Below are 20,547 nucleotides of genomic sequence, written 5' to 3'. Positions count from 1 at the left end.
CGGTTAAGAAGTCCTTGTCACCGGCGTAACCCGCTGCCCGTTCCCCCACAGTTTGCGGATTCTTACCGAGATGCGATTTCTCGTCGCGGCTTGCGCTGCGTTCCTGATTCTGATGTGCGACGTCGGCACATCGCCCTCCTGGCAGGCATCAAGCTTCGACAACTCCACTCCCAAGGCCGATCGCGCTCCCTCGCTGGTTCCGCTGGTCGAGCTCTTCCTCGCGAGCGTGCAGGCCATTGAGCTCGCGAACGCGCGCGCGGCTTACGAGGAGACGATCGAGCCGGCACGCACGATTGAGCCTGTCGTGCCGGCCGCGGCTTCGCCAACCGAGCAATTCTGTCACGCGCTGAGGGAAGCTGCCGAAGCCAGCGGCATTCCCGTGCCGTTCTTCGCGCGCCTGCTCTGGCAGGAGAGCCGCTTTCGTTCCAACGAGGTCAGCCCGGCGGGTGCGCAGGGCGTCGCGCAGTTCATGCCGGAGACGGCCGCCGAGGTCGGCCTCGATGATCCCTTCGATCCGATGAAGGCGCTGCCGGCCTCGGCGAAATTCCTGCGCAAGCTGCGCGACGATTTCGGCAATCTCGGCCTTGCGGCGGCGGCGTATAATGCTGGTCCCGGCCGCATCCAGAAATGGCTTGCCAAAGAGAGCGAGCTGCCGCGCGAGACACGCGACTATGTCCGCATCATCACCGGCACCAGGGCCGAAGACTGGATCGAACGCTCGGAGGCGCTCGCGATCCGGATCGACCTGCCGCGCGAAGCGCCCTGCGAAGGCATCGGCAGCCTCTCGAAGACAAAGGACGTCGCCCTTGTTCCGGTGAACCTGACGCCTTCGGTCGCGACGATCATTCGCAAGGCCGAGCAGCTCACCGCGCGGCTGGCGGCGAGCCGTGCGCGCAAGCGGTTTGCAACCCTGCTGCGGAAGAATGCCACCGCCCACGGCAAGGCACGCAGCATGATCGCGGCACGTGCCGCCGGAAAGCGTGCGAAGGCGCGCGCCGTCCGCTTCGCCGCTCGAGAACGCTCTGCGATCTGAAAGTTCGAGAAGCCGCTCGATGGAGCGGCTTCCGATCGGCACGCGACCTAGTCGATCTCCTCGATCACCCGACGTTCGCGCGGCTCGATGACGTAGGTCCGCGTGTCGCGGTGGATGTAGCGGTACTCCCGCAGGTCGGGTGCATCCCGGTACACCGTGCTCGGAAATTCCTCGACCTCGACAGTCTCCGGGACGCGATCGCCGATATGGATCTCGGTGCGCGCGGTGCTGCCGGTGGTCCGCGCCTCGCTCCGTCCTTCGGTGCGGGACTTCGCATGCTTGCGGATCACCTCGCGATCGCGATCCGAGAACTTGCTGGCGCTGCGCTCGCGTGTGGTCGTTGTTGCCGTGGACTGCCCCGAATACGGCAGCACCGTCACGATCTTGTAAGTCGCCGGATCGACCACGACGATCTGATCCTTCACCAGCGCAAAGCTGTAGCCGCGATATTGCGGCACGATCTCGACGACGTCAGGCGGCAATGTCGAAAGGTGGACGTCGCGCGGCACCACCGTGCCGACATTCAGCGAGAAATTGACGTTGGTCAGCGGCCGCACGTTCAGGTGCGAGATCGATGCGCTGATCTTGGTCTCCTGCTGCTTGTTGAGGTTGACGTCAGTCTGGGCGGCCGCCTGTGAACTGGTGCCCGAACGTTCGCCCTGCGCCTGATTGCTGGTTGGCGCGTTCGGCGCCGGCTGGGCCTGGTTAGTTCCAGATGCAGCGGGCGCCTGCTGGGCCTGATTGCTGCTGGTCGGCGGCGGATTGGACCGATCCTGCGCCTGGTTCGTGTTCGTCGGTGGCGGGTTGGCGCTCTGCTGCGTCGCAGGCTGGTTGCCGGCTGCATTGGAGGTGCCGGAGCCGGAAGACGGTGTGTTGGCCTGCGTATTCTGGGTCGACGTTCCCGACGTCGATGGTTGCTGCGGTTGCGATGTGGTCTGTTGTCTATCAACCGTGCCGGATGGCGCGGCGGCGGGCGGCGCCGCGGTATTCGATTGTGATTGCGGCGTCTGTTCGGACTTCGTGCTTGGCGATTGCGCAAACGCGGCGTTCGCCAGCACCAGCCCTAAGGCGGTGGTTGCCAACAGGCGGATCATGATTCACTCCCTTATATCAAAATGAACGTTGGCTACTAACCTGCGCTAAGACGCTCTGTTCCAGTTTTCCCGAGCCCTGCCACCCACGCCTGCACGGAACCTGCAATGCCATCGAAGAGTGCCGGGATCATCGCCTATCGGAAGCGCCGAAAAGTCGAGGTTCTCCTCGTTCATCCGGGAGGGCCGTTCTGGCGCAACAAGGATCTCGGCGCGTGGTCGATCCCGAAGGGCGAGTACGCGAACGGAGAAGACGCAGAGATTGCCGCGCGGCGGGAGTTTGCCGAGGAGCTTGGGCTTGAGCTGTCCGTGCCGCTGATCGCGCTTGGCCAGGTCAGGCAGCGCGGGGGCAAGCTCGTCACCGCGTTCGCGGCCGAGCTGGACATCGACGTGCGCAGCATTCGCAGCAACACGTTCGAGATGGAATGGCCGCCGCGCAGCGGCAAGCGGCAGGCCTTTCCGGAAGTCGACCGCGCGGAATGGTTCACGCTGGAAGCTGCACGGAAGAAGATCAACGCCGGACAACTGCCGCTGCTCGATCGGCTGGAGCAGCTAGCCGGCGGCGAATAGGCGCGACGTTCTTGCTTGCGCTCGCCGACCGCGCCCTACTCCGCCTTGATGTTCGCTGCCGCGACGACTTCGGCCAGCTCCTTCGTCTCCTTCGCGATCTTCGCGGCATATTCAGTCTGGCTGAGCACGCTGACGACACCCTGCGAGCCGAGCTTCTCCTCAACCGCCGGGTCCTTGGCAGCGGCAACGATCTCGCGGTGCAGCATCTCCAGGATCGGCGCGGGCGTCGCCTTCGGCATGAAGAAGCCGACCCAGAACGAGATGTCGAAGCCGGGATAGCCGGCTTCCGCCACGGTGGGCACATCAGGCAGCGCCGGCAGCCGCTCGGCCGACGACACCGCCAGCGCGCGCAGCTTGCCGGCCTTGACCAGCGGCACGGCCGAGAGCGGATCGAACACCGCCAGCACCTCCTGCGCGAGAATGCCGACCTCGGCGGCCGAGCCGCCGCGATAGGGCACATGGATCAGCTTGATGCCGGCCTTCTGGCCGAGCAGCTCCATCGCCAGATGAGCGAGATTGCCGTTGCCGCCGGAGCCATAAGCGAGCGCCCCGGGCGTAGCCTTTGCCGCAGCGACGAGATCGGCCACCGACTTGATATTCGCCGTCTTGGGATTCTCGGGATTGACGACGAGGACGAGCGGCGCCGACACGACCGTGGTGAGCGGCGCAAAGTCCTTCTCCGGATCGTAGCGGATCTCCTTGAACAGCGTCTTGTTGATCGTGATCGTCGACGAGTTGCAGGCGAGCATGGTGTAGCCGTCCGCATCGGCACGCGCGACGCCTTCGGCGGCGATCATGCCGTTGGCGCCGGCACGATTCTCGACCACGAAGGGCTGGCCGAGCTTGCTGCCGAGGCGATCGCCGATGATGCGCGCGACGACGTCGACCGGGCCGCCCGCGCTGAAGCCGACCATGACCTTGACCGGCCGCGACGGGTATTTCTGCGCGAGGGCCTCTGTCGCCAGCGCTGCAGCGTATAATCCGGCGATGACTGCCAGCAGGCGGGCGGTTCGTTGCATTCGTTCTCTCCCCAGACCTCTTGGCGCCGCTTGTGCATGCTTTGTTGGTGCGACGCGTTCGAAGATCATGATGAGCGGCCGCGCCGGATTTCGCAATCGCGTGTGGACGCCGGCATTCCGCCGCACGGCACGTGCACGCCGCTTCCAAACAAAAAATGCGAAAACAACCCCATGCACAGTAGACGGCCCCTGTCAGAACAAGGACTTGGGCCTGGGGAAGAAGTTTTTCGGATTTACGAATTCGGTTTTGACTCGTCGGGCAAAACAGTGGCATGATGGCATCATCGCAACAATCGTGAGCGTAATGGCCTGGCCGACCACGGCCGTCCCGACGCGGTTGCGCCTAAACCCTTCATCGACATTCCCGAAATTCGCATTCGCGCGCAACGAGCGAACAGTCGCTCGCGCGCGCCTGCGTTAGCAAAGGACACAGCACATGACGACAGTTCCCGAACGCCACATCACATCGCCGCTTGCGGCACACGATCGCAGCGGCCCTCACGCGAGCCCGCGCATAAAACTCTACAAGCGGCGCATCGCGATCAGCCATCCCGACCCGCAGGCCGGCGAGCGGCTGCTGGCCGAGGCGCTCGGCGCCGCCGACCGCGACGCGCTGCACGGCATGCTGAGGCAATTGGTCAAGGCCAGCGCAATCGGGCAGAAGCCCGATGAGGCCAACCTCGCCTTCATGATCTCGACGATCAGGAGCATCGCGCCGAAGGATTCCATCGAAGCCATGCTGGTCTCCCAGATGGTCTCCGTCCATGTGGCGGCGATGCGCTGCGCCTGTCGCCTCGCCTGCACGGACGATCTTGCCCAGCAGGAGGGTGTCACCCGCGCACTGACCCGACTCTCCCGCACCTTCGCCGCCCAGGTCGAAGCGCTGAATCGCCACCGCAACAGCGACGACCGCGCGATCACGGTGCAGAACCTGTCTGTGCAGGATGGCGGACGGGCGATCGTGGGGAACGTCACGCAGCATGCGCATCTGATCGGTGCCGATCCGGGCACCGCGACAGGGACAGGGCTCGTCCCGTCCCGCGAAGCCGGCGAACGCGAATGGACTGACGCAAGGCAAGGCGCCAGCGCATGAGCCCCGGTCACATCCGCAACACGCGCGCGATGTTGGCAAGCCCGCGCTGCGGCGCCGGCACGCGCAGCGGCTTCGCCTGCTTCGCGCCCGCGGTGCGCGGCAAGTCCCGCTGCCGCATGCACGGTGGTGCCGCGGGATCGGGACCACCATGGGGCAACCGGAATGCGCGAAAGCACGGCGCATTCACACGAGAGCGGTTCGATGAGCGAAAGGCGATCCGGGCGCTGCTGGATGAGACGCGGAAGTTGTTGGTTGAGATGACGTCCACGCCTGGCGCATCGGTCGATCGAGCGGCTCCAAGCAGCGCCGCCGGCGAGGACGAGCACGATGACAAGGATCGCAATTCGGCTGGAGGGACGCCTCCCTCAACTCCAATGGTGCGATGTCGCTGCTCCAATCGACCATGCGCACTCGGTTCCGTGAAGTTTCAATGACGTGCAAGCTCTGGCACGTTCTGGATTGAAATGCTCGCATGAGGGAACTTACGCCCCTTGCGCCACTTTGCTTCGGCAAGGGAAAGAGCCTCCCCATGAACGCAGAGACGGAACTGAAATTCCAGATTGCGCCGCGACAATTGTCATCGGTCTTGCGCACCAACGGTTTGAACGGGCACCGCGGGTCCGGGCAGACGCTCGTGTCGACCTACTTCGATACGAACAAGCACAAGCTGAGGCGCCATGGCTTGACACTCCGGGTCCGCAAAGTCGATGGACGCTACGTGCAAACCGTGAAGGCGGGCGGCACGGGCGGCGTGACGCGCGGAGAATGGGAGCGCGAGATCTCCGGTGCAAGCCCGGACCTGAAGAAGACCAGGAAGACCCCTCTGCGACAGTTCGCGACCGGCACACTCCCTCGCAAGCTGAAGCCGGTGTTCCAGACCAACATTCATCGCAAGGCGCGAGCGAAACGGGTCAGGAACAGCGAGATCGAACTTGCAGTCGACCAAGGCCGGATCAGCGCCGGGCGGAGGTCGCGACCGGTTTCCGAGCTGGAGCTGGAATTGAAGTCCGGACGCGTTGCAGATCTGTTCCGACTGGCGCGCAAGCTCGAACGCAGCACGGGAGTCGAACTCGATCTTCGTTCGAAATCCGAGCGAGGCTTCCAGCTGGTTGCAGGGAACGGCAGCGGTGCGCAACAGGCCGAGCCGATCGAGCTGAAGCCCGATCTCTCGCCGCGCGATGCGTTCCGCGTCATCGCACATTCGACGCTGCGTCAGATCACGGCGAACGCCGATCCGGTGCGTGACATGGACGCCGAGGGCGTTCATCAGATGCGGGTCGGCCTGCGCCGCTTGCGGGCGGCGACCTCGCTGTTCTCCGACATCCTGCCGCGGGCGAGCACGGCGCGGATCAAGGCCGAGCTGAAATGGCTCACCGGCGAACTGGCGCCAGCGCGCGAAATCGACGTTTTTCTGACGGAGAGCATCCGGCCGATCACCGCGAAGGACGTTCCGCGACGCGGCGCTCGCGCGCTGCGCGCGAAGTTCTCCAGGGAGCGGCAGGCGGCATTCAGGCGTGCCCGCGATGCGGTTGCGTCGGCACGTTATCGCCGCCTGCTCATCGACGCGATCGAATGGATCGAGGCTGGACGGTCGCGCGTCAAGGATGACCGCTCGATCGCCGCTTACGCCGCGCAGGTGCTCGATCGGCGTATCCGGAAGGCGCGCAAGGAGGGCAAGCGCCTGAATGATCTCGATCCGATGCAGCGCCACAAGCTACGGATCAAGATCAAGAAGATTCGCTATGCCGTCGATTTCTTCGAAATCCTCTACAGCGATGGCGACCAGAAGGAGCTCGCAGATCTTTCCGACCGGCTGAAGCAAATTCAATCCGCACTGGGATCGCTGAACGACTTCATGGCGCACCGCGAACTGGCGACCGAGGCTGCGCTGACGGCGCCGCCTGCGCACCGCCGTGCTCAGGCTTTCGCGTCAGGCGTCATCGTCGGCCAGGAACGCGAGACGGCCGATGGCCTGATGAAGGACGCTGCAACTGAATTGCATCGGCTGCGCAAACTGCACGTCGTGCCGAATGCGGCGTAGGAGAACCGGTATGGCAACCGACATTGCTTGGGTCGGCAACTGGCGAAATCAATTCGGCTCGATCTTGCGCATCACTGACGATGCGGACGGTCGCATCGAAGGGAGTTTCGAGACTGCGCTCGAAGACAGCGGCTTTTTCGGGCAGGCGGTGCCCATCACCGGGTTTCACAAAGGCAATTGCATTGCCTTCGTCGCGGTGGGCTCGTCCGCGACGGGCGACCGCGCCGTCTCCTACACCGGACTGCTGCGCCACGGAAAAATGGAGACCGCCTGGTTCGTGATCGCGGATCAGGCGCTGAGCGCGTCCAAAGAGGGCGAGCCGGCAAAGCTGAAGCCGGTGAACTGGTGGCGCGCCGTGACAGCGAACGTCGATACGTTCGAACGCATCTAGCGCCCAGCCCCGGAACCGTTCCTATCGTCCGCCGACGGAAGCCCCCAAGAACGAAGATGAGTATGCCGAGGCGGCGATTGCAACCGTCGAGGGCACCGCGGAAGCAGCTACGGCAGGTTTAGTTGGCCGCCCTTATCCGCGCGGCGTAACGCCATGGCCCGCTACTGCGCCGCGAACGGTTTCGAGGGTGCCACGTTGCAACGCGGCTCGCCTCTCGGCAATGGCATTGCTCAAGAGGTCGAGCACCAGCCCAAATGCCGCCAGCTCCTCTTCCTCGATAGCGCCGTCATCGTAGCACTCCAGCGTTTCAGCGATGATGGCGTCGGCCTCGCGCTGCAGGGCCAGAAGTTCCTGATTGGATTCCGCGGCCCGCGCGCTCGAAACCATGGCCAGGATTCTCTTGCGATGGCTGGTGTTGTCCTCCCTTTCGTCGCGGTTCAAATAACGACGCAACCAGGCGCCGGCTGAGCCGATTCCGGAGAGAAGCAGGAGTCCGAACCAGAAGTAATCGCCATACCGGTCGAGGAAGGTGCGTTCATTGCCGTCAATGACGGCCGCCGCGCCCCGATGGACCTGCAGCTCGGTGTCCTTCTCGAGGTCCGGCTTGGTGATGTGCGCAGCGCCTGGGACCTGCCGCACAATCGTCTGGCGAACAGCAAAGAGCTGGCGGAAAAAGGCGGCGACCGTTGTTTCGGACAAGCTCTTTCTCGCCACGATGAGATGGCTGACGCTGACCGTCTCAACTTTGTCATCCGGCCAAGCTGGATCCGCATTGAAGACGCTGGGCGGAATCTCCTCGGATTCATAGCGGGGATACTTCAGGGCGATCGCTTCCGATGTCTCGATGGCGAGAAACTTCGGCTCGCCGCGTGCCCGCGCCGTTGCGACAACGGCATCCGATGTAATTTTGCTGTCGAGCGGCCCGACCGCCATGAATGCATCGAGGGTGCGATCGCGCGCCAGCTCCTGGATCTGTTCCGTGGCAAAGTGCGTCACCGCGACCTTGTCCGCCTGCACACCGGCGGCGCTCAGGATGACGCGCAGCAACGCGGCGTTCGCCGGGGTACGCCCGATCACGCCGACACGGCGCCCTGCGAGATCGGCGACCTCCTTGATTTTCGGCGCATTCTTTCTTTTCGAGGCCTTGCCGGCGAGTCCAGACGGCGCCCACAGCACAACGAAGTTCTTGCGCAAGACAGCGACCGTCTGCGCCGCGGCGGGCATTTCCAGGTCGCCGCGGCCGACGGCAAGGTCCGCCTTGCCAGCCCCTAGCAGGGCGAGAGACTCCACCGCCCCTTCGGTTTTGATAGGAGCCAGCCTGATAGTTCGGCTTTCGCTGCCGAAGGCATCGGCCATCGCCTGGATGACCCTGTAATCGTCGCTGCCCGGCGGTCCAACGGCGATCCGGAGGGTGTCCGGCCGCAACGCATAATAGAGTGCCCCCGCTGCGGCGCCAAAAACAAGAAATCCAACCGCGAGCGCGAACAGTAAGGAATTGCTCCTTCTCCGCTCTCGGCGGGCCGCGTCACTGGTCGTCTGACTTGCACTCCCGGACGAGGACATTGGCGCTGCCACCGCAGATCATGGCGCCTCCCGCTTGGCAGGATACCACGTTTTCCCGAGCATAACGTCTTTGCTGCCGTCCTGGTTCACAACCGTCCGCGGCGTGAACGCCTGCAAAGCGGGGCGTCGTGACGGCCGGCACTCGACAAAGGTCATGCTGATTGCCGGCTGCCTGCACCCGGTCTTCGCGCGTTGATCCAGAGAAGCCACATTCCGGAATGAGGGGGTCCCGCTGCCGCCATTGGCGCCCGCCCCCCGATCATGTACGCCGATCCGAAATCTTCTCGGGACGAGACGCTCATGACCACCGCCGCCAACGACGCGGGCACCACAACCCGCGCGCTGATCTTTGCGCTGCTCGCGCTCGCCTGTGGCCACATGCTCTCGACCTTGCTGCGCACCATTCCGGCCGTGAGCCTCGATCTGATGGCGGCGGATTTCCACATCGAGCCGCAGGCGCTGGCGAGCCTCACGTCGATCTATCATTTCGCCTTTGCGGCGGCGCAGATCCCGGTCGGCGCGGCGATGGACCGGTTCGGCGTGCGGCCGGTGTCGCTGAGCCTGCTCGCGGGGACCGTGTTTGGCGCGGTGGCGTCCGGGTTTGCGACAGGACCGGAAAGCTTTGCCGTCGGGCAGCTGCTGCTCGGCGTTGCCACCTCGGGCATGCTGATGTGCCCGATGACGCTGGCCGCCAAGCAATTGTCACCAGGCCGCTTCGGGCTGTGGTCGGGCGCGATCCTCTCGATCGGCAATATCGGCATGCTGCTGTCGGCGAGCCCGCTCGCCTTCGTAGTCGACAATTGGGGCTGGCGCGCGGGGTTCTGGATTTCCGCGATCGGCGGCGTGGTGGTGGCGCTCGCGGTGCTTGCGCTGGTGCCGAACCAGCCGGCCGAGCACAAGGACGAATCCTCGCCGCTGGCGCAGATGATCGAGGTGCTCAGGCTCGGCCTGTCGCGGCCGCTGCGCGGCCTGATCGCGCTGGCGCTGGTGTCGCTGGCGACCTCGCTGGTGCTGCGCGGCCTGTGGGGTGGGCCGTGGCTGATGCAGGTCAAGGGACTGACGCGGGTCGAGGCCGGCAACCAGCTCGGCGCGTTCACGCTGGCGATGATCGCAGGCCCCCTGTGCATCGGCATGATCGACCGCAGGCTCGGCCACCGCCGCGCGCTGGTGGCGGGCTCGCATCTGGCCGCGGCGGTGCTGCTGGCGCTGATGGCGTTGGGTGCCCCGCATTACGCGGTCTCCGCGCTGCTCGGCGCGCCCGTGATGCCGCCGCAATTCGATCTGGTGCTGTTCGTTCTCATCGGCCTTGCGACCTCCGCCCAGCCGCTGCTGTTCGGCATGTCGCGGCAGCTGGTCGACGCGCAAACCGCGGGCAAGGCGCTCGCGGCCGTCAACCTCGCCTTCTTTCTCGGCGCGGCCTTGATGCAGTCGGTCACCGGCGCGGTGGCAGCGCTCGCGGGACTTCCGGCGGTGCTGCTGTTCATGGCTGCCATGCTGGCATTCGGTGTGTTGATCTTTTTGACTTACACCTCGCCGCGTTCGTAGGATGGGTTGAGCGCTTCGCGAAACCCATCAGCCTCGATGGGTTTCGCTTTGCTCTACCCATGCTAGGAAATCGCAGCGAAGGACCGCTACATGCCCGTCGACACCAAAGCCGCCACCGACCGTCTCATGCGCTTTCTCTCCGTCGAGGGCGTGACCGGACAGGAGGCGGCGATCGGGCGTGAGCTTGCGGCCGCGCTGAAGGAGGCCGGCGTGCCGGCGAAGGCGATCCGGCTCGATGATGCCAACACGCGCATTCCGGTGCCGACCGAGACCGGCAATCTCATCGTCGACCTGCCCGGCCGCGGCGCGCTGCACAACCAGCCGCGCATCATGTTCATGACCCACATGGACACCGTGCCGCTGTGCGCCGGCGCCAAGCCGAAGAAATCCGGGCGCAAGATCGTCAACGAGGCCAGGACTGCGCTCGGCGGCGACAACCGCTGCGGCTGCGGCGTGCTGGTGACGCTGGCCGCCGAGCTCGAAAAGCAGAAGCTTGATCATCCGCCGATCACGCTATTGTTCTGCGTGCGCGAGGAGAGCGGGCTCTACGGCGCGCGCCACGTCAAGTTCGATGCGCTCGGCGCGCCGGCGATGGCCTTCAACTATGACGGCGGCTCGGCGTCCAACGTCGTGATCGGGGCCGTCGGCGCCGACCGCTGGACCGTCGAGATCTTCGGGCGCGCTTCGCATGCCGGGGTCGCGCCGGAGCGCGGCATCTCCTCGACCATGATCATGGCGCTCGCGCTCGCGGACGTGAGGGCCGGGGGCTGGTTCGGCAAGGTGGTGAAGGGCAAGCAGCAAGGCACCAGCAATGTGGGCCCCGTCACCGGCGGCGAGGGCCGCCCCGCGGGCGATGCCACCAACGTCGTCACCGACTACATCCATGTGCGCGGCGAATGCCGCAGCCATGACGGCAAATTCTTCAAGGAGATCACCAAGGCCTACAAGGCCGCATTCGAGAAGGCGGCCAAGAAGGTCACCAACGCGCAAGGCAAGTCCGGCAAGATCAAGTTCAAGGCGGAGACCGACTATTATCCGTTCCGCATGAAGGAGAGCCTGCCGGTGGTCAAACGCGCGATCGAGGCGGTGTCTGCGGTGGGCGGAACTCCGAACGTGCGCGCCGCCAATGGCGGCCTGGATGCCAACTGGATGGTCCGCCACGGCATTCCGACCGTGACGTTCGGCGCGGGGCAGAACGAGGCGCACACGGTCGACGAATGGATCAATCTCGACGAATACGACCGCGCCTGCGCGCTGGCGCTGCAACTGGCGACGATGCGGTGAGTTGGGTTTGTAGGGTGGGTTAGCCCTGGGCTGCGCAAGGCGCAGTCCCGGGGCGTAACCTACCACTGTCAATCTCCGCGGAAAGGTGGGTTACGCAAGCGGTCTGCGCGTCGCGCAGCCGCTAGCTACCCACCCTACGAAGCAAAGAGAAGAAGCAGGGAGGCCACATGCCGCGCATCGCAACGACCGAGACCGGACTCTACCGGATCCCCCTCCCCATTACGCTCTCCGACTCCACGCATGGCGAGATCGCCGCGTTCGAGCTGATCACCTGCCGCATCCGTGATGCCGATGGCGCCGAGGGTGTCGGCTACACTTACACCGTCGGCCGCAATGGCGGTTCTGTCGCCAACATTATCGCGCGCGAGATCCCCGCGCTGATCGAAGGGCGCGAGGCCGACGACACCGAAGCGATCTGGCATCACCTCTGGTGGGCGCTGCACTATGGCGGGCGCGGCGGGCCGGTGGTGCTGGCGCTCTCCGCGCTCGACATCGCGTTGTGGGATTTGAAGGCGCGGCGCGCCAAGCTGCCGCTGTTCCGCCTGCTCGGCGGCTTCGATGCGCACGTGCCGTGTTATGCCGGCGGCATCGACCTCGATCTCTCCGTCGATGCGCTGCTCAAGCAGACCGACGACCACCTCGCCAAGGGCTTTCGCGCCATCAAGATGAAGGTCGGGCGGCCCGATCTCAAGTCCGACGTCGCGCGGGTCTCCGCGATGCGACAGCACCTGGGCGACGGCTTTCCGCTGATGGCGGATGCCAACATGAAATGGACGGTCGAGGAAGCGATCCGGGCCGCGCGTGCCTTCGTTCCTTATGACCTGACCTGGCTGGAGGAGCCGATCATTCCCGACGACGTCGCCGGGCACGCGCGCATCATGCAGGCCGGCGGCGTGCCGATCGCGGCGGGCGAGAATCTGCGCTCGCTGTGGGAGTTCAAGAACTACATCGCCAGTGGCGCGGTGTCCTATCCCGAGCCCGACGTCACCAATTGCGGCGGCGTCAGTGCGTTCATGAAGATCGCGCGGCTGGCGGAGGCGTTCAACCTGCCGGTCACCAGCCACGGGGCGCACGACATCACCGTGCACCTGCTCGCGGCCTGTCCGAATCGCTCCTATCTGGAGGCGCACGGATTCGGGCTCGACAAGTACATCGAGCATCCGCTGGTGCTGAAGGACGGGCTGGCGCTGGCGCCCGATCGGCCGGGGCATGGGATCGGGTTCGATTGGAAGGGGCTGGCGAAGCTGGCGGGGTAGCGGTCCCTCACCTCTCCCGCTTGCGGGAGAGGTCGGCGCAAAGCGCCGGGTGAGGGTTCTATCCTCTTGGGGAATCTTACTGCGGAGACAACCCTCCCCGCAAGCGGGGGAGGGAGCGCACCTTCTCCAGAGCTTCCACCGAACGACATTGCTGCACGCGAGGCATTCCGAGCTGGCGGATGCATGCCGCGGATAATCCTTTATGGTGACGGCAACCGACACCTTGCGAGAGACACTTGCCTTGTCCCCCGAACTCCACCAGAAACTGACCGCGTGGCGCCGGCACCTGCATGCGCACCCCGAACTGTCGCTCCAGGAAAAAGCCACAGCCGCCTTCGTGCAGGACAAGCTCAGCGAGCTCGGCATTCCCTTCGAGGCCGGCATCGGCGGGCACGGCATCGTCGCGACCTTGACGCGCGGGCACGCACGAAGCCGGGTCGGCCTGCGTGCCGACATGGATGCGCTGCCGATCACCGAGGACACCGGCCTGCCCTACGCCTCAGAGACATCAGGCGTGATGCACGCGTGCGGCCATGACGGTCACACCGCCTCGCTGCTCGGCGCAGCAGCGCTGCTCGCCGCCGACACCGATTGGAGCGGCACGATCGATTTCATCTTCCAGCCGGCCGAGGAAGGATTTGGCGGCTCGCGCGCGATGGTGGCGGCCGGGCTGTTCGACCGTTTTCCGATGGAGCGGGTGTTCGGCTTCCACAATTGGCCGGGCCTTGCCGCAGGCACCATCGCGGTCCATGACGGCGTCGTCATGGCCTCCGGCGGGCGCATCACCATCACCATCGAGGGCCATGCCGGGCACGCCGGCATGCCGCATCTGACGCGCGATCCGGTGGTAGCCGCCGGCCATTTGATCGTCGCGCTGCAATCGGTGGTGTCGCGCGGCGTCGATCCGCTCGACACCGCCGTGCTGTCGCTGTGCACGATCGAAGGCGGCACCGCGCCGAACCAGATCGCCGGACGCGTCACCATCCGCGGCACGCTGCGGTACCACCGCGAGGCGGTCAAGGATACCATCCTTAATGGCATCGAGCGCACCTGCGCCGGGATTGCGACCGGCTTTGGCGTCAAGGTCACGCCCGAGATCGTCATGGGTGTCGGCGTCGTGATCAACACGCCGGCCGAAGCGGAGCTCGCGCGCATCGCTGCGGAGAAAGTGCAGGCGCCGGTGCGGCGCGACCTTGCGCCCAGCATGGCCGGCGAGGATTTTGCCCACTATTTGCAGCAGCGGCCGGGCGCCTTCATCTGGATCGGCAATGGCGAGTTGCGCGAAGGCGCCGAGCTGCACGGTCCGCACTACGATTTCAACGACGCGATCCTCCCCGTTGCCTCCGCCTGGATGGCCGAGGTGGCCAAGACGGCGCTGGCGTCGAACTAGAGCGCCATGACATGAGGCTTAATCGCTGCAACGGGGGAGGTGCGCTCCCTCTCCCGCTTGCGGGAGAGGGTTGGGGAGAGGGTATTTCCGCGATGGGACAATCCCCGCAAGCGGGAGAGGTGAACGAACCGCGACAGTGACTCAACCACGAAACATCACGAGATCTCGCGCGGCAGCTTCCAATCCGGCAGCGGCTCGCAAACCTCGTCCACCCGCTCGACATGATATCCGCCAGGCAGAAGGTGACCGCCCTCCTCGTCCGCGACCGGGACGTCGGTCACGAGGCCCTCGATCAAGGCGGCTTCCCACACCTCCTTCTCGGTCGGAAAGGGATTGCCGATCTGCTTGTTGCCTTCGAACAGCGCGTACATCGGTTCCGGTCCTGCGTTGATCCTCACGAGCAACGTATCGGCCGCACGGACGTTCCTTCCGGCAATGGCAACGGATGGCACGCGAGAGATGGCGCGCGTTCTGATCGGAACCTCCGGCTGGCACTATGCCTCCTGGCGCGGTCCGTTCTTTCCCGAGGGCGTGACGCTGAAGCAGCAGCTGCGCTACTACTCCGGGCAGTTCGATACCACCGAGCTGAACGGCGTGTTCTACCGCACGCCGACGCCGGAGGCGGTGAAGGGATGGCGTGAGCAGACCGGCCGCGATTTCGTGTTCGCCTGGAAGGCATCCAAATTCATCACGCACTGGAAGCGCCTGTCGGACCGCTCCGTCAACAGCCTCGAGCTGCTGGAGGACCGCATCTCGCGGCTCGGCGGCAAGGCCGGCCCGATCCTGTTCCAGCTGCCGCCGCAATTCGAGGCGAATGCGGACCGGCTCGCGTCCTTCTTCAAGCTGCTGTCACGAAAGCGGCGCTACAGCTTCGAATTCCGGCATCCGAGCTGGTATCAACCGCGCATCCTGCGAATGCTGGCCGACGAGAATATCTCGCTATGCCTGTCCGACCATCACGATGCGCCGGCGCCGTGGAGGCGCACGGCGGACTTCGTCTATGTGCGCGGACACGGACCGAGCGGGCGCTATCACGGGCACTATACCAAGGCCATGCTGGCGCAATGGGCGAAGCGCATCAAGTCATGGAAGCGGCAAGGCTGCGACGTCTACGTCTATTTCGACAACGACCAGAAGAGCGCGGCACCGGCTGATGCGCAGGCGTTGAAGCAATTGCTGTAGCGCGCGAGCGCCGGCTCGCCGCGCATCTCGGCCCTCCCCCTGGCCAAACAAACGGAACCCTGCTGATCGCACGCCTCCCGGACGGCCCCGCCTCAGCGCGCTTGACGCATGAGGTCTGGGAAGGTCTAATGGACATTGAGAACAATTGTTCGCATTCCGAACACCATCCAATCGGACAGAGCGGGCTTACAACACCGCGTCCGCGTCACCAGAGGAAACGTCAACGATGCAAGCCGTCCTCAACGGCGAGAGCACGCTCATTGTCACGATGATCGTCGCCTATATCGCCTTCACGTCGTGGCTCACGCTGAAACTGCGCAGCCGAACCAGCGATCAGTTCATGACGGGCGCGCGCGCAATGCCGGCCATCGTGGTCGGCGTGCTGATGATGTCCGAATTCGTAGGGGCCAAGTCGACCGTCGGCACGGCGCAGGAGGCCTTCCAATCGGGCATCGCGGCAGGCTGGGCCGTGCTCGGCGCCTCGATCGGCTTCTTGCTGTTCGGGCTGTTGATGGTGAAGAAGCTCTACAATTCCGGCGAATATACCATCTCGGCCGCGATCGCGCAGAAATACGGCAAGTCGACCATGCTCACGGTATCGGTGATCATGATCTACGCCCTGCTGCTGGTGAACGTCGGCAATTACGTCAGCGGGGCAGCCGCGATCGCCACTGCGCTGCATGTCAGCCTGCCCGTCGCCATGTGCATCATCGCATTGGTCAGCACCTTCTACTACGTATTCGGCGGCTTGAAGGGCGTCGCCTGGGTGACGATCCTGCACAGCGCCATCAAGGTCGTCGGCATCCTCATCATCTTTGCGGTGGCGATGTCTCTGACCGGCGGGATTGCGCCGATGCAGGCCAAGCTGCCCGCCCACTATTTCAGCTGGGACGGCAAGATCGGCTTTGCGACCATCTTTGCCTGGACCTTCGGCACGGTCGGCGCGATCTTCTCGACGCAGTTCATCGTCCAGGCGATCTCCTCGACGCCGAGCGCCGGCGACGCGCGCAAGGCGACCTTCTATGCCGCCGCGTTCTGCCTGCCGCTCGGCATCCTCCTCGCACTGATCGGTGTCGCCGCGAAATTCCTCTATCCCGACATGAACAGCCTCTACGCCCTGCCGGTGTTCCTCGAGAAGATGCCGCCGCTGGCCTCGGCCTTCGTGACCACCTCGCTCGTCGCCTCGATCTTCGTCAGCGTCTGCACGGTGGCGCTCGCGATCGCCTCGCTCGTGGTGCGCGACTTCTACGTTCCATACTGGAAGCCGACGCCGGAGCGCGAGCTGAAGATGACCCGCGTGTTCTCGGTGCTGATTGGCATCGTGCCGCTGGTGTTCGTCTTCTTCATTCCGGAGATCCTCAAGCTGTCGTTCTTCACACGCGCGCTGCGCCTGTCGATCACGATGGTGGCGATGATGGGCTTCTATCTGCCGCTGTTTGCCAGCAACCGTGGCGCCACGGCCGGGCTGATCGGCGCGGCGGTGTCGACCACGGTCTGGTACCTGCTGGGCAACCCGTTCGGCATCGACAACATGTACGTCGCCGCCGTGACGCCATTGATCGTGATGGCGATCGAGCGCCTGGTGCTGGGCCGCTCGCCCAGCGCCCCGGCGGCGCAACCAAACGCCCTGATGGAAAGGACCTCGACATGATCGCGGACATGGAGATCGTCGCCGATGGCGTCGTCCGCCCGGCGGCCGATGATCCCGAGCGGTTCGACGCCTTCATTCCCTCGCCTTGTGTGCAGAACCACGCCGCCAATCTCATGCCGCTCGCGGGCGGCGATCTGGCTTGCGTCTGGTTCGGCGGCACGCAGGAGGGTATGTCGGATATCTCCATCTATTTTTCACGCCTATCCCGTGGCGCGACACAGTGGTCGCCTGCCGAAAAGCTCTCCGATGACACGGGACGTTCGGAGCAGAACCCGGTGCTGTTTCCCGCTCCCGACGGCACGCTGTGGCTGATGTGGACGGCTCAGCTCGCCGGAAACCAGGACACCGCGCTGATCCGCCGCCGTCTCTCGCGTGACAATGGCAAGAGCTGGGGCCCGATCGAGACGCTGTTCCCGGAGCAGCGCGGCCGCGGCACCTTCATCCGCCAGCCGGTCGTCGTGCTCCACAATGGCGACTGGCTGCTGCCCGTGTTCTATTGCCACAGCACACCGGGCCGGAAATGGAACGGGGACGAGGACACCAGCGCGGTGAAGATCTCGTCGGATGCCGGCGCGACGTGGCGGGACGTCGACGTCCCCGGCAGCCGCGGATGCGTGCATATGTGCATCGCACGCCTCGACGACGGCTCGCTGCTCGCGCTGTATCGCAGCCGCTGGGCCGACAACATCTATCAGAGCAGGTCCGCGGACCACGGCCGCACCTGGTCGGCGCCGGTTGCGACCGCGCTTCCCAACAACAACTCGTCTATCCAGTTCACGCGGCTTGCGAACGGCCATCTCGCACTCGTGTTCAACGACTCGAGCGCCAATGACGCAACCGGGCGTCGGCTCTCGCTCTATGACGAAATCGAAGATGATCTGCCACCGGTTCTCGCCGCCGACGGCAGCACGGCGCACGGACGCACCGCATTCTGGGGCGCGCCGCGGGCACCGATGACGCTGGCGGTCTCGGCCGACGGTGGACGGAGCTGGACCAGGCGCAACGTCGAGACCGGCGACGGCTATTGCATGACCAACAATTCGCGCGAGCAAAGCAATCGCGAGCTGTCCTACCCGTCCGTCAAGCAGACCGCCGACGGCGCGCTCCACATGGCGTTCACCTTCCACCGCCGCGCCATCAAATATGTGCGCGTGACCGAACCATGGGTGACGCGCGCCGCCCGGGACTGAGATGATGGACATGATGCCTCACGCTCTCGTCACCGGCGCCAGTTCGGGGATTGGCGCTGCGACCGTCGAGCGGTTGCTGCGCGACGGCTGGCGCGTCACCGGGATCAGCCGGCGGCCCGGACTGTTCGAGCATCCGGCCTTCGATCATGTGTCCCTCGACCTTGCCGACGTCGGGGCCATCGCGGATGCCGTCACGGGCATCGCGCCGACCGCACTGGTTCATGCCGCCGGCATGCTGAGGGTCGGTCACCTCGGATCGCTCGATCACGAGGCGGGAGCGGCGATGTGGCGGCTGCATGTCGATGCTGCCGAGCGCCTCGCCGACGCCCTGGCACCGCGCCTGCCACAGGGCGGGCGCATCGTCTTCATCGGCAGCCGAACCGCATCGGGTGCGCCCGGCCGCGGGCAATATGCCGCGACGAAGGCGGCGCTGATCGCGCTGGCCCGGTCCTGGGCAATGGAGCTTGCGCCGCGCGGCGTCACGGTCAACGTGGTTGCGCCGGCCGCGACGGAGACGCCGATGTTCAAGGATCCCTCGCGCGCTGATGTTGCACCAAAACTGCCGCCACTCGGCCGTTACATCCGCCCCGAGGAAGTTGCCGGCGCAGTCGCCTTCCTGCTCTCGGCGGAAACCGCCGCCATCACCGGACAGCAGCTGGTCATCTGCGGCGGCAGCTCGCTTTGAGTGCCCCGCCATCCCAGCGCTTGCACCGTGATGACCAAAGCGGAATGGCTTTAGGTTGAATCGATTGCCGCGGGTGGTTCACCTCTCCCGCTTGCGGGAGAGGCGTAGGCCGCCTTCGGCGGCCGTCCCCTCAAAAAGAGGCCGAGGCAAAGCCTCGGCTATGGCGAAGCGACGGGTGAGGGCTCTCTCCTCTTGGGGATTGTCCCATCGCGGAAACACCCTCTCCCCAACCCTCTCCCGCAAGCGGGAGAGGGAGTGCACCTCGGTCGTTGCAGCGATCAAGCCTCATGCCATCATGCTCTAAATGACGCCGTCCTGCCGAAGCGCCGCGATCGCCGCCGGATCGTAGCCGAGTTCGGCGAGGACGAGATCGGTGTGCTCGCCGAGCGTCGGCGGACGCGTTGCGATCTCGCCCGGCGTTTCCGACAGCCGGACCGCGGCGCGGGCGACCGGCGCCTGTTTCGGCAGGCCCGGATAATCGACGTCCTGCATGAAGCCGGCGGCGCGGATGTGCGGATGATCCAGCGCCTGTTGCGGTGAGAGCACGGGGCCGGTCGGGATCATCGCCTGGCCCAGCGTATCGACGGCCTCCTGCGTGGTGCGCTCGGCGCACCAGCGCGCCATCCGCTCGCTGATGATGCGGCCGTTGTTGCCGCGGCTGATGTCGTCGGCAAAACGCGGATCGTTCAGCCAAAGCTCTTCTTCGCCCATCAGCCTCGCCCAGCGCTTGAACAGCGGCTGGCCGGTGACCTGGCACAGCACCCAGCCATCCCTGGTGCGGTAGATGTCGGCTGGTGCCGCGGTCTGGCCGAGATTGCCTGTCGGCACGCGGTTGACGTTGATGACGGCCTGCTCGATCAGCGTGGCATTGGTGAAGGACAAGGCAGTCGCGAGCAGTGCGCCCTCGACAATCTGCCCGCGTCCGGATTTGCCGCGCTCGATCAGCGCGGCGAGAGTGCCGAACGCGCAGTGCAGCGCGGTGCCGAAATCGACCCAGTTCACCGCGGCCCGATACGGCGGATCGCCCGCGCCCGTCATGTAGACCGAGCCTGACATCACCTGCCCGACGCCGTCGAAGCCTACGCGGTCAGACCAGGGACCCGGCCCGCCGAACGCGGTCGCCGTGGTCAGGATGATGTCCGGCTTGATCGCCTTCAACGACTCGTAATCGAGCTTCATCGCGCGCAGGGTCTGCGGCGGCAGATTGGCGACCACGACGTCCGCGGTCGCGATCAGGCGGCGCATCACCTCCTGCCCTTCCACCTTCATCGGATCGAGCGTGATGCACTTCTTGTTGCGATTGACCTGGAGGAACAGCGCGCCCTCGCCGCCTTCGCCCACCGGCGCCACGAAACGATCCTCGCTGCCGTCGCGCTTCTCGACGCGGATGACCTCGGCTCCGAACTCGGCCAGCAAGGTCGCACAATAGGGCCCGGCGATGTAGCGCCCGAAATCGAGCACGCGCACGCCTTCCAGAACTCCCCCCATGGATTCCTTCCTTTGATGTTTCGCTCAAATTACAGCGGATGGCTGTCGCCGCAAGGCACGACATCCCTGCTCCAC

General features: G+C 65.3%; 19 protein-coding genes. 14 read left to right on the top strand and 5 right to left on the bottom strand.

The window, feature by feature from the left end; genetic code table 11:
- The first annotated feature begins 70 nt into the window (after positions 1-70).
- A complete protein-coding gene (locus YU9_RS0100890) occupies positions 71-1,033 on the top strand; it encodes a lytic transglycosylase domain-containing protein (protein ID WP_027571067.1) in 963 nt (320 codons plus the stop codon).
- 47 nt (positions 1,034-1,080) lie between these two features.
- Here YU9_RS0100890 and YU9_RS0100885 read toward each other — a convergent pair whose 3' ends face one another.
- Positions 1,081-2,127 (bottom strand): DUF1236 domain-containing protein, encoded by a 1,047-nt coding sequence (locus YU9_RS0100885; RefSeq protein ID WP_027571066.1) that lies wholly within the window; start codon positions 2,125-2,127, stop codon positions 1,081-1,083.
- 105 nt (positions 2,128-2,232) lie between these two features.
- Between YU9_RS0100885 and YU9_RS0100880 the strand changes: the two genes are divergently transcribed.
- On the top strand, positions 2,233-2,694 hold the full coding sequence (locus YU9_RS0100880) for an NUDIX domain-containing protein (protein ID WP_027571065.1): 462 nt from the start codon (positions 2,233-2,235) through the stop codon (positions 2,692-2,694).
- A gap of 35 nt (positions 2,695-2,729) precedes the next feature.
- Here YU9_RS0100880 and YU9_RS0100875 read toward each other — a convergent pair whose 3' ends face one another.
- Positions 2,730-3,713, bottom strand: coding sequence for a tripartite tricarboxylate transporter substrate binding protein (locus YU9_RS0100875; RefSeq protein ID WP_027571064.1), 984 nt, complete (start codon positions 3,711-3,713; stop codon positions 2,730-2,732).
- Positions 3,714-4,149: 436 nt separating this feature from the next.
- Here YU9_RS0100875 and YU9_RS0100870 point away from each other — a divergent pair, with 436 nt between their 5' ends.
- The 4 genes from YU9_RS0100870 (at position 4,150) to YU9_RS0100855 (ending at position 7,238) form a co-directional block, all read left to right on the top strand.
- Positions 4,150-4,806: a hypothetical protein gene (locus YU9_RS0100870; protein WP_027571063.1), complete on the top strand. Its 657-nt coding sequence runs from the start codon at positions 4,150-4,152 to the stop codon at positions 4,804-4,806.
- Entirely contained in the window at positions 4,803-5,240 is a 438-nt protein-coding gene (locus tag YU9_RS50930; RefSeq protein WP_371259093.1) for an HGGxSTG domain-containing protein, read from the top strand. Before YU9_RS0100870 ends, YU9_RS50930 begins: the two co-directional genes overlap by 4 nt.
- Before the next feature lie 95 nt (positions 5,241-5,335).
- Positions 5,336-6,847, top strand: a complete 1,512-nt coding sequence (locus YU9_RS0100860; protein ID WP_027571062.1) for a CHAD domain-containing protein — start codon at positions 5,336-5,338, stop codon at positions 6,845-6,847.
- A 10-nt stretch (positions 6,848-6,857) separates the two neighbouring features.
- Positions 6,858-7,238 carry an avidin/streptavidin family protein gene (locus YU9_RS0100855; RefSeq protein ID WP_245266267.1) on the top strand — a complete coding sequence of 127 codons (381 nt, stop codon included), beginning with the start codon at positions 6,858-6,860 and terminating at the stop codon, positions 7,236-7,238.
- A gap of 132 nt (positions 7,239-7,370) precedes the next feature.
- On the opposite strand, the gene YU9_RS0100850 is transcribed toward YU9_RS0100855, so the two are convergent.
- Entirely contained in the window at positions 7,371-8,801 is a 1,431-nt protein-coding gene (locus YU9_RS0100850; RefSeq protein WP_027571060.1) for a TAXI family TRAP transporter solute-binding subunit, read from the bottom strand.
- 300 nt (positions 8,802-9,101) lie between these two features.
- Here YU9_RS0100850 and YU9_RS0100845 point away from each other — a divergent pair, with 300 nt between their 5' ends.
- The 4 genes from YU9_RS0100845 (at position 9,102) to YU9_RS0100830 (ending at position 14,276) form a co-directional block, all read left to right on the top strand.
- On the top strand, positions 9,102-10,346 hold the full coding sequence (locus tag YU9_RS0100845; protein ID WP_027571059.1) for an MFS transporter: 1,245 nt from the start codon (positions 9,102-9,104) through the stop codon (positions 10,344-10,346).
- A gap of 90 nt (positions 10,347-10,436) precedes the next feature.
- The gene (locus YU9_RS0100840; protein WP_027571058.1) at positions 10,437-11,630 is read left to right on the top strand and encodes a M20/M25/M40 family metallo-hydrolase; all 1,194 of its coding nucleotides are present in this window, start codon (positions 10,437-10,439) and stop codon (positions 11,628-11,630) included.
- Positions 11,631-11,797: 167 nt separating this feature from the next.
- Positions 11,798-12,886 (top strand): mandelate racemase/muconate lactonizing enzyme family protein, encoded by a 1,089-nt coding sequence (locus YU9_RS0100835; protein WP_027571057.1) that lies wholly within the window; start codon positions 11,798-11,800, stop codon positions 12,884-12,886.
- Between the two features lie 241 nt (positions 12,887-13,127).
- Positions 13,128-14,276, top strand: a complete 1,149-nt coding sequence (locus YU9_RS0100830) for an amidohydrolase (RefSeq protein WP_027571056.1) — start codon at positions 13,128-13,130, stop codon at positions 14,274-14,276.
- Positions 14,277-14,431: 155 nt separating this feature from the next.
- Here YU9_RS0100830 and YU9_RS0100825 read toward each other — a convergent pair whose 3' ends face one another.
- Positions 14,432-14,647: a hypothetical protein gene (locus tag YU9_RS0100825; RefSeq protein ID WP_027571055.1), complete on the bottom strand. Its 216-nt coding sequence runs from the start codon at positions 14,645-14,647 to the stop codon at positions 14,432-14,434.
- Positions 14,648-14,735: 88 nt separating this feature from the next.
- Here YU9_RS0100825 and YU9_RS0100820 point away from each other — a divergent pair, with 88 nt between their 5' ends.
- From YU9_RS0100820 to YU9_RS0100805, 4 genes are all read left to right on the top strand, one after another.
- Positions 14,736-15,458, top strand: a complete 723-nt coding sequence (locus YU9_RS0100820; RefSeq protein WP_027571054.1) for a DUF72 domain-containing protein — start codon at positions 14,736-14,738, stop codon at positions 15,456-15,458.
- Positions 15,459-15,684: 226 nt separating this feature from the next.
- The gene (locus YU9_RS0100815) at positions 15,685-17,109 is read left to right on the top strand and encodes a sodium:solute symporter family protein (protein ID WP_027571053.1); all 1,425 of its coding nucleotides are present in this window, start codon (positions 15,685-15,687) and stop codon (positions 17,107-17,109) included.
- A complete protein-coding gene (locus YU9_RS0100810) occupies positions 17,106-18,299 on the top strand; it encodes an exo-alpha-sialidase (protein ID WP_036016754.1) in 1,194 nt (397 codons plus the stop codon). The genes YU9_RS0100815 and YU9_RS0100810 overlap by 4 nt, the downstream gene beginning before the upstream one ends.
- 1 nt (position 18,300) lies before the next feature.
- The gene (locus tag YU9_RS0100805; RefSeq protein ID WP_371259092.1) at positions 18,301-18,984 is read left to right on the top strand and encodes an SDR family NAD(P)-dependent oxidoreductase; all 684 of its coding nucleotides are present in this window, start codon (positions 18,301-18,303) and stop codon (positions 18,982-18,984) included.
- Positions 18,985-19,284: 300 nt separating this feature from the next.
- Here the strand turns inward: YU9_RS0100805 and YU9_RS0100795 are convergent, their stop codons facing one another.
- Positions 19,285-20,472: a CaiB/BaiF CoA-transferase family protein gene (locus YU9_RS0100795; RefSeq protein WP_027571049.1), complete on the bottom strand. Its 1,188-nt coding sequence runs from the start codon at positions 20,470-20,472 to the stop codon at positions 19,285-19,287.
- Between the last annotated feature and the right edge of the window lie 75 nt (positions 20,473-20,547).

Source organism: Bradyrhizobium sp. WSM1743 (assembly GCF_000473065.1).
In the GTDB taxonomy this organism is placed as follows: domain Bacteria; phylum Pseudomonadota; class Alphaproteobacteria; order Rhizobiales; family Xanthobacteraceae; genus Bradyrhizobium.
This window is presented reverse-complemented; position numbering and strand designations above follow the sequence as displayed.